This window comes from Amycolatopsis dendrobii (genome assembly GCF_014145675.1).
In the GTDB taxonomy this organism is placed as follows: domain Bacteria; phylum Actinomycetota; class Actinomycetes; order Mycobacteriales; family Pseudonocardiaceae; genus Amycolatopsis; species Amycolatopsis dendrobii.
This window is the reverse complement of the sequence record NZ_JACGZW010000008.1, coordinates 348,815-363,666: the sequence shown is the minus strand read 5'-3', so window position 1 is coordinate 363,666 and position 14,852 is coordinate 348,815. Positions and strand designations below refer to the sequence as shown.

General features: G+C 71.5%; 11 protein-coding genes. 7 read left to right on the top strand and 4 right to left on the bottom strand.

The genetic code is table 11. The features are described 5' to 3' along the window. Positions 1 to 84: 84 nt before the first annotated feature. Together lspA and H4281_RS24870 are read left to right on the top strand one after the other, a co-directional pair. The gene (gene lspA, locus H4281_RS24875) at positions 85 to 693 is read left to right on the top strand and encodes a signal peptidase II (protein WP_182893342.1); all 609 of its coding nucleotides are present in this window, start codon (positions 85 to 87) and stop codon (positions 691 to 693) included. Further along, on the top strand, positions 690 to 1,616 hold the full coding sequence (locus tag H4281_RS24870; RefSeq protein ID WP_182893341.1) for an RluA family pseudouridine synthase: 927 nt from the start codon (positions 690 to 692) through the stop codon (positions 1,614 to 1,616). Before lspA ends, H4281_RS24870 begins: the two co-directional genes overlap by 4 nt. Before the next feature lie 54 nt (positions 1,617 to 1,670). On the opposite strand, the gene H4281_RS24865 is transcribed toward H4281_RS24870, so the two are convergent. After that, positions 1,671 to 3,029 (bottom strand): AsnC family protein, encoded by a 1,359-nt coding sequence (locus tag H4281_RS24865; protein WP_182893484.1) that lies wholly within the window; start codon positions 3,027 to 3,029, stop codon positions 1,671 to 1,673. Between the two features lie 307 nt (positions 3,030 to 3,336). Here H4281_RS24865 and H4281_RS24860 point away from each other — a divergent pair, with 307 nt between their 5' ends. From H4281_RS24860 to H4281_RS24840, 5 genes are all read left to right on the top strand, one after another. After that, complete coding sequence (locus tag H4281_RS24860) at positions 3,337 to 6,651, top strand: DUF885 domain-containing protein (RefSeq protein ID WP_182893340.1); 3,315 nt, start codon at positions 3,337 to 3,339, stop codon at positions 6,649 to 6,651. Then, positions 6,648 to 7,847: a fumarylacetoacetase gene (fahA, locus tag H4281_RS24855; RefSeq protein WP_182893339.1), complete on the top strand. Its 1,200-nt coding sequence runs from the start codon at positions 6,648 to 6,650 to the stop codon at positions 7,845 to 7,847. The genes H4281_RS24860 and fahA overlap by 4 nt, the downstream gene beginning before the upstream one ends. A gap of 84 nt (positions 7,848 to 7,931) precedes the next feature. Next, positions 7,932 to 8,972 carry an LLM class F420-dependent oxidoreductase gene (locus H4281_RS24850; RefSeq protein ID WP_182893338.1) on the top strand — a complete coding sequence of 347 codons (1,041 nt, stop codon included), beginning with the start codon at positions 7,932 to 7,934 and terminating at the stop codon, positions 8,970 to 8,972. Between the two features lie 159 nt (positions 8,973 to 9,131). Next, entirely contained in the window at positions 9,132 to 10,094 is a 963-nt protein-coding gene (locus tag H4281_RS24845) for a Ppx/GppA phosphatase family protein (RefSeq protein ID WP_182893337.1), read from the top strand. Between the two features lie 41 nt (positions 10,095 to 10,135). Next, positions 10,136 to 10,339 (top strand): hypothetical protein, encoded by a 204-nt coding sequence (locus H4281_RS24840; protein ID WP_182893336.1) that lies wholly within the window; start codon positions 10,136 to 10,138, stop codon positions 10,337 to 10,339. A 39-nt stretch (positions 10,340 to 10,378) separates the two neighbouring features. On the opposite strand, the gene H4281_RS24835 is transcribed toward H4281_RS24840, so the two are convergent. The 3 genes from H4281_RS24835 to H4281_RS24825 form a co-directional block, all read right to left on the bottom strand. Beyond that, positions 10,379 to 12,748 carry a glycoside hydrolase family 65 protein gene (locus tag H4281_RS24835; RefSeq protein ID WP_182893335.1) on the bottom strand — a complete coding sequence of 790 codons (2,370 nt, stop codon included), beginning with the start codon at positions 12,746 to 12,748 and terminating at the stop codon, positions 10,379 to 10,381. Next, the gene (locus H4281_RS24830) at positions 12,745 to 13,476 is read right to left on the bottom strand and encodes an HAD family hydrolase (protein WP_182893334.1); all 732 of its coding nucleotides are present in this window, start codon (positions 13,474 to 13,476) and stop codon (positions 12,745 to 12,747) included. Before H4281_RS24830 ends, H4281_RS24835 begins: the two co-directional genes overlap by 4 nt. Before the next feature lie 145 nt (positions 13,477 to 13,621). Beyond that, positions 13,622 to 14,779 carry an ROK family transcriptional regulator gene (locus H4281_RS24825; protein WP_220507807.1) on the bottom strand — a complete coding sequence of 386 codons (1,158 nt, stop codon included), beginning with the start codon at positions 14,777 to 14,779 and terminating at the stop codon, positions 13,622 to 13,624. Positions 14,780 to 14,852 lie beyond the last annotated feature (73 nt).

Sequence of the window (14,852 nt, the reverse complement as noted above, 5' to 3'; positions counted from 1 at the left end):
CCGATGATGGCGGGCGAGGGGCGTGCGGGGCGACTGAATTCGGCCGCTGTGACCTGCTCGGGCGCGGTTGTGGACAATGGGGGTGTGAGCACCGATCCTTCGCCGTCCGAATCCGAGGTCGAGCCGTCTGCGGAACCGCCTGAGCGGGAGGCTGCCGAGGACGCCGTGCCGCTGCCCAAGCGGCGCGTCTGGGTGGTGTTCGCGGTCGCGGCGCTGCTGTGGGCGATCGACCTGATCACGAAGAACCTCGTCGTCGCCAACCTCGAGGGCAAGGAGCCGAAGCCGATCCTCGGCGGGCTGATCTACTTGCAGGTCATCCGCAACCCGGGAGCCGCGTTCTCGATGGCGACCGGCATGACGTGGGTGCTCGCGCTGGTCGCGATCGGCGTCGTGATCGCGATCGTGTGGATCTCGCGCAGGCTGCGCTCGGTCGGCTGGGCGATCGGCCTCGGGCTCGTGCTCGCCGGCGCGCTCGGCAACCTGACCGACCGGTTCTTCCGCGAGCCGGGACCGCTGCGCGGCCACGTCGTCGACTTCATCTCCGCGTTCGCGCCCAACGGCCAGGGCTTCGCGATCTTCAACATCGCCGACTCCGCGATCTGCGTCGGCGGCGCGCTGATCGTGCTGCTGTCCCTGCTCGGCAAGGACTACGACGGCACCTCCACCCGCGGCAAGAAGAAGGAATCCGAGTGAGCGCGCGCATGCTGCCCGTCCCCGACGGGCTCGACGGGATGCGCGTCGACGCCGGCCTCGCCAAACTGCTCGGCCTGTCCCGCACCGCGGTCGCGGACCTCGCCGCGGCGGGCGACGTGCTCCTCGACGGCCGTCCGGCGGGCAAATCGGACCGGCTGGCCGCGGGCGGACTGCTGGAGGTGACGCTGCCGGAACCGGAACGTCCGGCGGAAATCGTCGCGGAGCCGGTCGAAGGCATGAAGATCCTGCACGATGACGACGACATCGTGGTGATTTCGAAACCGGTCGGCGTCGCCGTGCACCCCAGTCCCGGCTGGACCGGCCCGACGGTCGTCGGCGGCCTCGCCGCGGCCGGGCTGCGCATCTCGACCTCCGGCGCGGCCGAACGACAGGGCGTCGTGCACCGCCTCGACGCGGGCACCACCGGGGTGATGGTGGTGGCGAAGAGCGAACACGCGTACACCGTGCTGAAGCGGGCGTTCAAGGAACGGACCGTCGACAAGGGCTACCACGCTGTCGTGCAGGGCCACCCGGATCCGACGCGCGGCACCATCGACGCTCCGATCGACCGCCATCCGCGGCACGACTACAAGTTCGCGGTCGTCGCGGGCGGACGGCCGAGCGTCACGCACTACGAGGTAGTCGAGGCGTTCCGGGCGGCTTCGCTGGCGCACGTGAAGCTGGAAACCGGCCGCACGCACCAGATCCGCGTGCACTTCTCCGCGCTGCGCCACCCGTGCGCGGGCGACCTGACCTACGGGGCGGACCCGGTGCTGGCCAGGAAACTCGGCCTGACGCGGCAGTGGCTGCACGCGCGGACGCTCGGTTTCGCGCATCCCGCGGACGGCCGGTGGGTGGAGTTCGAGGCGGAGTACCCCGACGATCTGGCGAGTGCGCTGGAGATCCTGCGCGACGGGAACTAGTGGCCTCGTGAGTGTTTTTGCCGGTTCCAACCGGCATGAACCCTCACGAGCCGGCTAGCCGACGGCCCAGGTCAAGGTGCGCTCGTCTGGCTCGGGCCGGGGGCTCCAGCGCACCGAGACCACGCGGGTCGCGGTGGGAAGCACGTAGACGGTGTGCCCGCCGAGCGTCTCGCCCGGCTGCACGCCGATCTTGTGCGGCGGCCGGGAGGTCAGCGAAACCGGGGCCTTCGCGATGGTCTCGCCGCTGTCGGTGACGAGTTCCAGGTAGTTGTCGGGCAGCGACGCGAACGGGATCGGCCCGCGATTGGTGATCTCGGTGTGCACGACGACCGCGCGCTCGCCGTCCTCGAGCCGGTAGCCCGCCGCGCCGAAGAGGAAGTCGGCGGGATCCTGGACCTCCAGCAGTTGCACGGAAAGCTGTTCCCCTTCGAGCCCCTGCGACTGCATCGTCTCGCCGATCCGCCCCTGCTTGGCCGGCGCCGCGGCGGGCCGGGGTTCGTCGCCGCGGGCCCAGGACGCGGTCTGCGGAACGCCCCACGTGCTGACGACCGGATCCGGGGCCGGGTACGGTCCATTGTGGACGCTCGGGCCGGCGGGCGGCAGCTGCCCAGGGCTGTACGCGCCGGAGACGCCCGGCCCGGCGGGAATCCCGTTCGGTCCAGGGGGATACGCGCCCGAAACCCCGGGAATCCCGGCCGGTCCGGGTGCGTACGCGCCGGACACCCCCGGCGCGTAGCCGCCGGAGGGGCCCGGAATTCCGGTCTGTGCGGGGGGATACGCGCCGGAGGTCCCGGGGCCGGGCAGGCCGGTTTGCCCAGGGGAGTACGCACCGGAGGTTCCGGGGCCGGGCATTCCGTGCTGTCCCGGCGGATGAGGGCCGGAGTGTCCCGGCATCCCGGGTGAATCGGGACCGGGGACCCCGTTCGGTCCGGGCGGGTGCGGGCCGGAGGCGCCTGGCATCCCGGAGCCTTGCGCGCCCGACGTTCCGCCTCGAACCGGGACTCCCGCCGACGCCGGGCTGTTCATCGGGCCAGGGCCGGAGGGCATGGCGCCCGGCGTCGCACCCGGGCCGGAAGCCATCGGCCCGGGAATCCCGCCCGGGTTCGGTCCAGGCATGCTGCCCGGGTTTTGCCCGGCCGCGGGGAACGGCGCCGACCCGGGCCCGCCCGGATACCCGCCCCCGGGGCCTTGCGGACGCTGCCACGACGCCGGAGCCCCGGAGATCGCCGCGCGGAGACCGTTCGGGTCGCTTTCGACCCCGACCAGCAGCGGCAACCCGCTCCCGGACAGCGCGACCAGCCGGTACGCGACCTCCCGCGGGTCCATCCCGACCTTCGCCGCCAGCTCGTGCACAGCCCCCTTGCCCAGCTCGGCGAGCGCGGCGAGCAGGCGGATGTCGGCGGGATCGGTCACGGCCACTCCGGCAACGCTACCGCCTCGCCCGCCCCGCCCGGCCGCACCACGCGCCCGGCGTGCCCCGCGCCACCGAGACGTCGGCGGAACACCGGCCGGTGCGCACCCGCGAATGCCGGTGCACGGCGATCCGTGAACCGTGCACGCACTGCCCGGCCGTCCCGCCGCCCGCGGCCCCAGGTTCCACGCCCCGGAACGCCGCTGCCCCCGGACGGAGGCCGGCCGCCGAGGACACGGGCGTCCGCACCCCGGTCTCGATTAGGGTCGGCGTCAGCACTCGCTCCGCCTACCCTGGGGGTCCACGCCGATGACCGTCGTTTCCGATCTCGCCGACGAACTCGTCGAGGTGTCGTTCGACCACGAACCGCTCGACGCCGCCATTCTGGGCATCCGGCCGGACGCGCCGGGGCTCGGCGATCCGTCGGCCGCGGCGGAGGCGGCGCTGCGCGAGAAGCTCGCCGGGATCCGGGAGAGGGCCGAGGCGATCGACCCGGCCGGGCTCGACGAGGTCGACCGCGTCACTCGCGACGTCCTGCTCAGCTCCATCGACGGGAACCTCGACCGGATGGACAGCCGGGTCGTCGACTTCACCGTCACCGACCTGTTCGTCGGGCCCGCTTCCGGGCTGCTGTCCGCGCTGCCGATGGTCACCGTCACCGCGGAAACCGCGGAGGCGCATCTCGGCAGGCTCAGCGCGATCCCCGAGTACCTCCGCGCTGTCGCACACCGGCACCGCGACGGCATCGCCGCGGGGCTGCTGCCGATCGAACGCCTGGTCAAGGCCGCGATCGCGCACCTCGACCGCTACCTCGCCGAGCCCGAGAACGACCCGCTGCTGCGCCAGCCCGCGCCGGACGCCGAGTTCGCCGCCCGCCGCGAGCAGATCCTCCGCGACGTCGCCCGGCCCGGTTTCCGCGAGTACCGAGACTTCCTCGAGGCCGAGGTCCTCCCGCACGGCCGCCCGGACGACAAGGCAGGCGTCTCCTGGCTCCCCGGCGGCGACGAGATCTACGCCCGCCTCGCCCGCACCCACACCACCAGCGACCGCACCCCGCAGGAGCTGCACGACACCGGCCTCGCGATCATCGCGGGCCAGGTCGAGCAGTACCAGGCCCTCGGCGAGCGCGTGTTCGGCACGCGCGAGCTGCCGGAGATCTTCGAGCGGCTGCGCACCGACCCGAAGCTCCGCTGGACGAGCGCCGGGGACCTCCTCGAAACCGCCCGCACGGCCATCTCGCGCGCCGCGGCCGAGGCGCCGAACTGGTTCGGCCACATCCCGCAGCACCCGTGGACCGTCGAGGCGGTGCCGGAGGATTCCGCGCCCGGCGCGCCCCCGGCGTACTACATGCCGCCCGCCGCGGACGGGTCCCGGCCGGGCGTCTACTTCGCGAACACCCATCAGGCCACCGAACGGTTCCGGCACACCGCCGAGGTCATCGCGTTCCACGAGGCGATCCCTGGCCACCACTTCCAGCTCAGCACCGCGCTCGACCTCGCCGACCTGCCGCTGCTGCGCCGGATCGGCAACTTCACCGCCTACGCGGAGGGCTGGGGCCTCTACACCGAGCGCCTCGCCGACGAGATGGGCCTGTACTCCGACGACGTGTCGCTGCTCGGCATGCTGACGATGGAGTCCATGCGGGCCGGGCGGCTGATCGTCGACACCGGCCTGCACGCGCTGGGCTGGAGCCGCCGGCAGGCGGTCGACTACCTGCTGGAGCACACGCCGATGGCGCAGGTCGAGATCGAGTCCGAGGTCGACCGGTACCTCGGCTACCCGGGCCAGGCGCTCGCGTACATGGTGGGGCGGCTGGAGATCGAGCGGCTGCGCAAACAGGCAGAGCAGCGGCTCGGCAGCCGGTTCGACGTCAAGGCGTTCCACGACACGGTCCTCTCCGGCGGCTCCCTTCCGCTGTCGGTGCTGGACGCCGTGGTCACCGGCTGGGCGGCCGGCCACGGCGACACCGTCGCCGGCCTGGCGGACGAGCTGGTCGAGCTGGACTTCGAACGGGAACCGCTGGAGCGCACCGTCCTGGGCCTCCCCGGCGACCACACGAAGCTCGCCGACCCGAGTCTCGCCGCCGCGGAGCGCGACCGGGCCAAGTACGCCGCGATCGCCGAACGCGCCGACGCGCTCGACCCGGCCGGGCTGACCGCGTCCGAGGTGATCACCCGCGAGGTGGTGCGCACGCACGCCCGCGGCGCGATCGACACGATCGACTCGCGGTTGTCCGGGTTCGCGGTGAGCGACGGGTTCAGTTCGCCCGCGCTCAACCTCATGACCATCCTTCCCGCGCTGACCCCGGACGACGCGGACAAGGCGCGCGGCTATCTCACCCGGCTGGCGGCGATCGGCGGCTACCTCGACGCGGTGATCGAGGCGCAGCGGACGACCGTCGCGGACGGGTTCGCGCCGCCGGACTTCCTGGTGCGCATCGGGATCGAGTACGTCGAGCGGTACCTCGCGAACGAGGACGGCGACCCGTTCCGCGTCACGCCTTCGGTCGAGGTCGAAGGCTTCGCGGCGGAGTGCGACCGGCTGCTCGCCGAGGTCGTGCGGCCCGCGTACCGCCGCTACCGCGACTTCCTCGCCGAGGACGTGCTGCCGGTTTCGAAGACCGACAGCCAGCCGGGCATCAGCCACCTGCCGGGCGGGCTGGAGAAGTACCAGGGCCTGATCCGCGCGCACACCACCACCGACCGCACCGCGCAGGAACTGCACGACACCGGTCTGCGGATGGGCGAAAAGCTGGCCGAGGAGTATCGCGAACTGGGCTCCCGCGTGTTCGGCACCGGGGAGCTGCGGGAGATTTTCGACCGCCTCCGCACCGACCCGGAACTGCGCTGGCGCGACGGCGAGGAGCTGCTGGAAGGCGCTCGCACCGCCATCGCGCGAGCGGAAACCGTCGCCCCGCAGTGGTTCTCCCGGGTGCCGGACGCGAAGTGCGCGGTCGAGCCGGTCCCGGAGGCGGACGCGGCGAGCGGCACCATCGCCTACTACCTCCAGGCCGCGTTCGACGGTTCCCGGCCCGGCACGTACTACGCCAACACCTACGAGGCGAGTTCGCGGCCGCGGTTCACCAGCGAGGGGATCGCGTTCCACGAGGCCGTTCCCGGCCACCACTTCCAGCTCACGTTCGCGCAGGAACTCACTGATCTGCCGCTGCTGCGCCGGATCGCGCCGTTCAACGCCTACATCGAGGGCTGGGGCCTGTACGCGGAACGCCTCGCCGACGAGATGGGCCTGTACTCCGACGACGTCGCCCGCTTCGGCATGCTCGCCCAGGACTCGATGCGGGCCGGACGGCTCGTCGTCGACACCGGGTTGCACGCGCTGGGCTGGACCCGTCAGCAGGCGGTCGACTACCTGGTCGAGCACACGCCGATGGCGAAGATGGAGATCGAGGCGGAGATCGACCGGTACGTCGCGAATCCGGGCCAGGCGCTGAGCTACATGGTGGGACGGCTGGAAATCCAGCGCGTCCGCGCCGAGGCCGAACAGGCGCTGGGAGACCGGTTCGACATCCGCGCGTTCCACGATGTGATCCTCGGCAACGGAATTCTCCCGCTGTCGGCATTGGACACCGTGGTCGGCGCGTGGATCGCGGAGGCTTCTGCGTGAGCTGGCTCGACCTTCCGGCCGGCACCCTCTTCGGCCTCGGCAACCTGCCCTACGGCGTCTTCTCGCACGGCGAGCGGACCCGCCGGGCCGGTGTCGCGGTCGGAGACCAGGTGCTCGACCTGACCGCGGCGGCCGAGGGGGAGTCCTTCGGCCGCCTGCTCGCCGCGGGCGTGCTGAACCCGTTGCTCGCCGCCGGTCCGGACACCTGGGCCGACGTGCGGGCGCGGGTCCGCGAATGGCTCACCGAACCGCGGCACGCCGACCGGATCCGGCCGCATCTGGTGCCGCGCAAGGACATCGTGAGCCATCTGCCGGTGGAGGTCGCGGATTACGCCGACTTCTACTCCAGCGAGCAGCACGCGCTCAACGCCAGCCGGATCTTCACCGGCGCGGACGATCTGGTGCCGGTGAACTGGAAACACCTGCCGATCGGCTACCACGGCCGCGCGGGCACCGTCGTCGCGTCCGGCACGCCGGTGATCCGCCCGGCGGGGCAACGGAAGCCGCGCAAGGCGACGGAACCGTCGTTCGGCGCGGCCAAGCGGCTGGACTTCGAGGCGGAGGTCGGGTTTGTCGTCGGCGCTCCGTCCGAACTGGGCAAGCCGGTGCCGATCGACGAGTTCCCTCGCCACGTCTTCGGCGTCTGCCTGGTCAACGACTGGTCGGCGCGCGATCTGCAGGGCTGGGAATCGCAGCCGCTCGGCCCGTTCCTCGGCAAATCGTTCGCCACGTCCATGTCGCCCTGGCTGGTTCCGCTGGCCGCGCTGGAGCACGCCCGCGTCCCGCAGCCCGCGCAGGATCCGGAGCCGTTCGCATACCTGCGCGCGGCCGAGCCGTGGAGCCTCGACCTGACGCTGGAAATCCGGATCAACGGCCATCTCGTGTCCAGTCCGCCGTTCGCCACGCAGTACTGGACGGGTGCGCAGCAGCTCGCGCACCTCACCGTGAACGGCGCGAGCCTGCGCACCGGCGACCTGTACGCGTCCGGCACGGTCACCGGCCCGGCGAAGGACCAGCGCGGCTCGCTGCTGGAGCTGAGCTGGGGCGGTCGCGAACCGCTCGCGGTCGGCGAGGAGACCAGGGCGTTCCTGGAAGACGGCGACGAGGTCGTCATCAGCGCCTCCGCACCCGGCCCAGGCGGCGCCCGGATCGGGTTCGGCGAGGTGCGCGGGACGGTGGCGCCCGCTGTGGTGTGACCCACGCCGTAGCGTCGTCACCCGAGCGGCCGCATAATGAGCAAACGCTTAGTCACAGTCGACCGGCACGGGAATGAGGGATCGATGAGGATCGGCACCGGCGTCAGCTACTCGGGCGGGTTCGCCGAAAGCGTCGCGGACATCGTGGAGCTGGAACGGGTCGGGCTCGACATCGTGTTCGTCCCCGAGGCCTACAGCTTCGACGCGGTGAGCCAGCTCGGCTTCCTCGCCGCGAAGACCGAGCGCGTCGGCCTGATGTCGGGCATCTTCCAGATCTACACCCGCACGCCGAGCCTCACCGCGATGACCGCGGCCGGGCTGGACTTCGTGTCCGACGGCCGGTTCACCCTCGGCCTCGGCGCGTCCGGACCGCAGGTCATCGAGGGTTTCCACGGCGTGAAGTACGACGCGCCGATCGGCCGCACCCGCGAGATCATCGAGATCTGCCGCCAGGTGTGGCGGCGCGAGCGCGTCGTGCACGACGGCAAGCACTACACGATCCCGCTGCCCGCGGACCAGGGCACCGGGCTCGGCAAGCCGCTCAAGCTGATCAACCACCCGGTGCGCGAGCGGATCCCGGTCGTGCTCGCCGCGCTCGGGCCGAAGAACGTCGCGCTCGCCGCCGAGCTCGCCGAGGGCTGGCAGCCGATCTTCTTCCACCCGGAGAAGGCCGCCGACGTCTGGGGCGCCTCGCTGGCCGAGGGCAAGGCCAAGCGCGACCCGGAGCTGGGCGAGCTGGACGTGTTCGCCGCGCCGCCGCTGGCCATCGGCGACGACGTCGAGGGCCTGCTCGACTGGGTGCGCCCGGTGTTCGCGCTGTACATCGGCGGGATGGGCGCGCGCGGCAAGAACTTCTACAACACGCTGGCCTGCAACTACGGCTACGAGGCCGAGGCCAAGAAGATCCAGGACCTCTACCTCGACGGCAAGAAGGAAGAAGCCGCCGCGGCGGTCCCGGCGGAGCTGCTGCGCGCCACGTCGCTGGTCGGTCCGGCGGGGTATGTGAAGGAGCGGCTGGCGGCGTTCAAGGAGGCCGGCGCGACGACCCTGGCGGTCAACCCGCTGCAGCCCGGACGCGAGGCGCGAGTGGCCGCTGTCGCCAAGCTGAAGGAGCTGCTCGGGTAGGTCCGCTATGATGCGGGCTACTGAGAGTGTGAAAAAACCGCACTTCAGGTCGATGCCGCCGTCGAAATGCCGTCAACTCCCCGCGCGGGGCGCGAAGTCGGGAGTAAGAACGGGTTCAACGGGGAATCCGGGCGGGGCGAAAGCGAGGTAGGCCGGGCTGTGCGCAGAATCGAAGGATCCGCCGCCGCGGTGCTGGACGTGGGTTCGTTCAGTGCCCGGCTTGTCGTGCTCGAACCCGGCGGATCCCCGATCGACCCGGCATTGACGCACCAGACCCGGCTGCGGCTGGACCGCGAGCTGGACGACGACGGACGGCTCAGCGAACGCGGCATCGCCGCCATCGCCAAGGCCGTCGCGAACGGGATGGAATTCGCCCGCGAGCACGGCGTCGAGGACGTATTTCCGCTGGCCACGTCGTCTATTCGGGACGCGGTCAACTCTCGCGACGCGGTCCGTGCGGTCGCCAGGGAAACCGGGGTCGAACTGCGGTTCCTCTCCGGCCGCCGGGAGGCGGAATTGACTTACGTCGGCGCGCGCCGCTGGTACGGCGCGTCCGGCGGCCCGCTGCTGGCGCTCGACATCGGCGGCGGCACGGTCGAGCTGTCCGCCGGAGCGGGCGAGCAGGCCACTTTCGCGCGGTCGCTGCCTCTCGGCGCCCGATCGGTCACGCGCGATTGGCTGCCCGCCGAACCGCCGGTGCGCAGCAAGCAAGTGCGTGCGCTGCGTGACCACGTGCTGGAGGAAGTCTCCGCCGCCTTGGGCGATGTGAAGGACGAGCTGGCCGAACACCGGGTGGTCGGCTGTTCGAAGGTGCTGCGGCAGCTGGCCCGGCTGGCCGGCGACCGTCCGGGCAAGGCCCGCGAGCTGCACCTGGACGACGTGCGCGCGTGGATTCCGCGGCTGTCGGCGATGCCGTTCGCGCGGCGCGCGCAGTTGCCGGGGATTTCGCGGCAGCGGGCGCAGCAGGCGCTCGGCGGCGCGGTCGTCGCGGAGGCGTTGCTGACGGTCGCGGGCGGGAGCCTGTCGATCTGCCCGTGGTCGACCCGGGACGGGCTGCTGCTGACGCTGCTGGATCAGCTCACGGACGCGACCGGCAAGCAGCGCTCGCGTCCGGCCGCGTGAACTCCCTGGTGCGCGGGCGGTAAACCGGGTATCCCGGAACCATGACCCCGCGCAGCGAATTCCTTCCCCGCGACCGGTCCGAGGACGACGACGAGGAAACGCCGTTCCCCGCGCGCCGCAAACGCGACCTGCCGGACTCGGACGAGCTGGCCGGCGAGGTGGCCACCGCGCCGGGGCCGGATCTGAGCCCGTCCCGCACCGACGAGGTGCCGCGGGTGCCGGGCACGGACGAAACGCCGTCGTGAGCGGCGATGCCGGTGAGCACCGGCATCGCCGCTCACGAGTCAGACGTGGTCGTACTGCCGCACCTTCGACGCGTCGCGGCGCGCCGGTGCCCGGCCGATCGGCTGGACCGGCGCGGGGCCCGGGTCCAGCTTCGGGATCGGCAGCTCCACCGGGTCCTCGGTCACCGTGAACCGTTCGCCGTGGTGGATCAGGTCCAGCGGCGGCCCGTTGAGCACCCGGTACGTCGCCGCGCCGTGCCGGATCGACACCTGGAACCGGGTTTCGCGGAAGGCGAGGCGGAAGGTGAGGCCGCCGAGTTCGTCGGGCAGCCGGGGCGCGAAGGACAGCTGGCCGCCGTAGTCGCGGAAGCCGCCGAATCCGGCCACCGCGGCTTGCCACGCGCCGGCCAGTGACGCCATGTGCAGGCCGTTGCGGACGTTGTTGTGCACGTCGTGCAGGTCGGTCAGCGCGGCTTCGGCGAGATAGTCGTAGGCCAGTCGCAGGTGACCGACCTCGGCGGCGATGACGGCCTGCGTGCCCGCGGACAGCGAGGAATCGCGGACTGTCCGTGCTTCGTAGTAGGCGAAGTCGCGGGCTTTTTCCTCCGGGCTGAACGAATCGCCGCACAGGTGCAGGGCGAGCACGAGGTCGGCCTGCTTGACGACCTGCTTGCGGTACAGGTCGAAGTACGGGTAGTTCAGCAGCAGCGGGTAGAAATCCTCGTCGGTGGCGGCGAAATCCCACTCGTCGTGCTGCAGGAAGCCTTCCGACTGCGGGTGCACGCCGAGTTCCTGGTCGTACGGCAGCGCCATCGCGTCCGCCGCGGCGCGCCAGGAATCGATCTCGGGAGCGTCCACTTCGAACTGTTCGGCGACGTCGGGATGCCGTCGGCACACCTCCGCCGCGGCGAGCAGGTTCCTGCGCGCCATCAGGTTCGTGTAGACGTTGTTGTCCGCCACTGCGGAGTACTCGTCCGGCCCGGTGACACCGTCGATGCGGAAGTGCCCGTGGTGGTCGAAATGCCCGAGGGACGCCCACAGCCGCGCGGTTTCCAGCAGCAGTTCCGCGCCGCAGGTGCGTTCGAAATGCTCGTCCTGGGTGGCGTTCACGTACCGCACGACGGCATCGGCGATGTCCGCGCTGACGTGGAACGCGGCGGTGCCCGCGGGCCAGTACGCGGAGCATTCGGCGCCGTTGATGGACCGCCACGGGAAAGCCGCGCCGCGCAAGCCCAGCTGGGTCGCGCGTTCTTTGGCTTTGTCTATTGTGGAGTGCCGCCAGCCGAGCGCGTCGCGGGCGGCGTCCGGCATCGTGTACGTCAGGACCGGCAGGACGAACGTCTCGCTGTCCCAGAACGCGTGCCCGTCGTACCCCGGTCCGGTGAGGCCTTTTCCGGCGATCGCACGGGTTTCGCCGCGGGCGCCGGCCTGCAGCAGGTGGAAGAGCGCGAACCGGACGGCCTGCTGGAGCTCCGGGTCGCCGTCGATTTCGATGTCCGAAGTGGCCCAGAAGTCGTCCAGGAACTGGCGTTGCTCGGCGGCCAGCCCCTTCCAGCCGGTCTGCCGCGCGCCCGCGAGCGCGGCTTCGACCTGCGCCCGCAGCGCCGGGGCGGACCGTTGCGCGGACCAGCCGTAGGCGAGGAATTTGGTGACCCGCAGGCGCCCGCCCTTGGGCACGTCGACCGCGGCGGTGAGCCGGGCGAGGTCCTCCTCGGCGTGGATGCGGGTGCGCAGGCCGTCGTCGACCTCGATCTTGTGGTCCATCGCGGCGGCGACCCGCAGCCCGGACATCCGGGTCTGGTGCACCAGCACGGCCTGGTAGCCCGCGGCGTGGCTGAACTCGCCGACCAGCGGCGCGTCGAGCGCGGCGGCGACGCGCGGGTCGTGCGTGTCGGACTCGACCGGTTCGTTGGCCAGCAGGTCGGACTGCACGACGAGCTGCAGGTCCTCGTCGAGCGGCTCGACCTCGTAGCGGATCGCGGCGACCGCGCGCTGGGTGAAGGAGACCAGCCGTTCGGTGGTCACCCGCACGCGCCTGCCGGTGGGGGAGGACCATTCGGTGACGCGCCGCAGCGTGCCGCGGCGGAAGTCGAGCACGCGGTCGTGCGCGGTCGCGATGCCGTAGCGCATGTCCAGCGGCTCGTCCTCGACCAGCAGCCGGATGATCTTGCCGTCGGTCACGTTGACGACGGTCTGGCCTTCCTCCGGATAGCCGTAACCGCCTTCGGCGTAAGGGAGTTCGTGCTGTTCGTAGAAGCCGTTGAGATACGTGCCGGGCAGCCCGCGCGGTTCGCCTTCCTCAAGCGTGCCGCGCAGTCCGATGTGTCCGTTCGACACCGCGAAGGCGGATTCGGTGCGTTGCAACGCATCCACGTCGAGACCGCGCCAGCGCAGCTCCCACGGCGCGCATTCGTAACCGGATTCCGTCACTTGTCCTCCAGCAACTCGGCGAGGTCGTCCACCACGACGTCGGCGCCGTGCGCGCGCAGTGCTTCGGCCTGGTTCTCGCGGTTGACGCCGACGACGTAGCCGAAACCGCCCGCTTTGCCTGCCTGGACGCCGGATTGTGCGTCCTCGAACACCACCGCCTGCTTCGGATCCACGCCGAGTGCCTTGGCTCCGGCGAGGAACGAATCGGGCGCGGGCTTGCCTTTCAAGTGGTCTCGGCGGATGACCAGGCCGTCTACGCGGGCTTCGACGAAGCGGGAGAGGTCGGCGGCGGCGAGGACTTTTTCGCCGTTCGCGGAGGAGGTGACTACGGCGATCCTGAGCCCGGCTTGCTTCGCTGCTTCGAGGTAGCGCACGGAACCGGGGTAGGGGTTCACGCCGCGTTCGTCGATGATTTTCAGGACGAGTTCGTTTTTGCGGTTGCCGATGCCGTTGACGGTCGGCGCGTCGACGGGGTCGTCGGGGGTGCCTTCGGGGAGGTCGATTCCGCGTGAGCGAAGGAATTCCCGGACTCCGTCGGCTCGGGGGCGGCCGTCCACATAGGTCGCGTAATCGGAGTCGGTGAATTCTCGGAAGTTCGCGGCGTCACGGGTGCGCAGGTATTCGTCGAACGTCCGTTTCCACGCCTCGCGGTGGAGCACGGCCGTCCCGGTCAGTACGCCGTCCAGGTCGAAGAGGCAGGCGGTGATGGTGTCGGGCAGTCCGATCATGCCTGCAAGGTACCGGTCTCGGGTGAGGTTCGCGGGCTGTTGGGCGGGCGGGGTGTTGGGGGGTGCTTGGCTGAGGCGGTGCGGCGCTGCGGTTTTAGTGCTGTGAGGGGACCCCTGAGTTCCTCCGGGGTCCCCTCACGGAACGTTAGGCGGCGCCTACCCGGCGATCGAAGACCAAGCGTTCCGCGGCGCGCAGGCCGACGCTGATGGCGCCGGTGAGGACGCCGTCGTCGCCCAGTTCGCCTTGCACCACAGTCGTTGTGAGCGGGGTGAAGGCGCGGAGGGCTCGGTCGATGGGTTCCAGCAGCAGGTCTGCTGCCGTTCCGACGCCGCCGCCCAGGACGATGAGTTCTGGGTCGATTACCGCGGCTACCGAGGCGACGGTGTAGGCGAGGCGGTCGGCCTCCGCGGACACTGCGCGTTGGGCCAGTTCGTCACCCTCGCGGGCGAGGCGGAAGACTTCGCGCGCCGATCGCGCTGTGCCCAGGCCGAGTTCGCGGGCGCCGCGGACCACCGACTGAGCGGCGGTGGCCTCCTCCAGATGTCCGCGCGCGGGCGGTTCGCCGGGTTCGTCGGACACGCGGGTGCGACCGTAAGGCAGGTAGCCGATTTCGCCCGCCGCACCGGTGGCGCCGCGGAAGACCCGGCCGTCCACCATCAGTCCCATGCCGACGCCGGTGCCGATGGTGATGCAGCCGACCACCGACGCTCCGCGGGCGGCGCCGCTTTCCCATTCGCCGACCGCGGTGAGGTTCGCGTCGTTCTCCACCACCAGTTCCGGGCCGAGGACCTGTTCCAGGTCGTCGAGCAGGCCGGGACGGCCCCAGCCGGGCAGGTTCGGCGCGTGCCGGAAGCAGCGTTTCACCGGGTCCGCGACGCCGGGGGAGCCCAGCACGCGGACCACGATGTCGTCGTTCGTCAGGCCCGCCTCGGCCACGATGTCCGTCGCCAGTTTGCCCAGCGCGGAGATCAGCGCGCTGCCGGAGCGGGCCGTGTTGCGCACGTCGCGCCGGGCGACCGTGGTGCGGCCCAGGTCGGCGACCGCGACCCGGATGTGCTCGCGGCCGATGTCCAGGCCCAGCACGTACCCCGCGGTCGGGTCCGCCTCGTAGAGCACCGCCGAACGGCCGGTGCCGGTGGACGTGTGCCCGGTCGCGCGGGCGAGCCCGGCGGCCTCCAGCGCCAGCAGCGCCTGGCTCACCGTCGGCTTCGACAGCCCGGTGTCCTTCGCCACCTGCGGCCGCGTCGCGGGCCCGCCGCGGCGCAGCAGGTCGAGCACCGCCCGCTGGTTGATCATGCGCATCCCGGCCGGGGTGCCGACCGGTGGTGTACCCGACCCTGCCACCTGCTGAGTTTCCTTCCCGTTCGGACTTCCG

Coding starts and splice junctions, on each gene's coding strand:
- H4281_RS24860 (WP_182893340.1), top strand. CDS start 3,337: ATGACCGTCGTTTCCGATCTCGCCGACGAACTCGTCGAGGTGTCGTTC.
- H4281_RS24850 (WP_182893338.1), top strand. CDS start 7,932: ATGAGGATCGGCACCGGCGTCAGCTACTCGGGCGGGTTCGCCGAAAGC.
- H4281_RS24840 (WP_182893336.1), top strand. CDS start 10,136: ATGACCCCGCGCAGCGAATTCCTTCCCCGCGACCGGTCCGAGGACGAC.
- H4281_RS24830 (WP_182893334.1), bottom strand. CDS start 13,476: ATGATCGGACTGCCCGACACCATCACCGCCTGCCTCTTCGACCTGGAC.
- H4281_RS24825 (WP_220507807.1), bottom strand. CDS start 14,779: ATGCGCATGATCAACCAGCGGGCGGTGCTCGACCTGCTGCGCCGCGGC.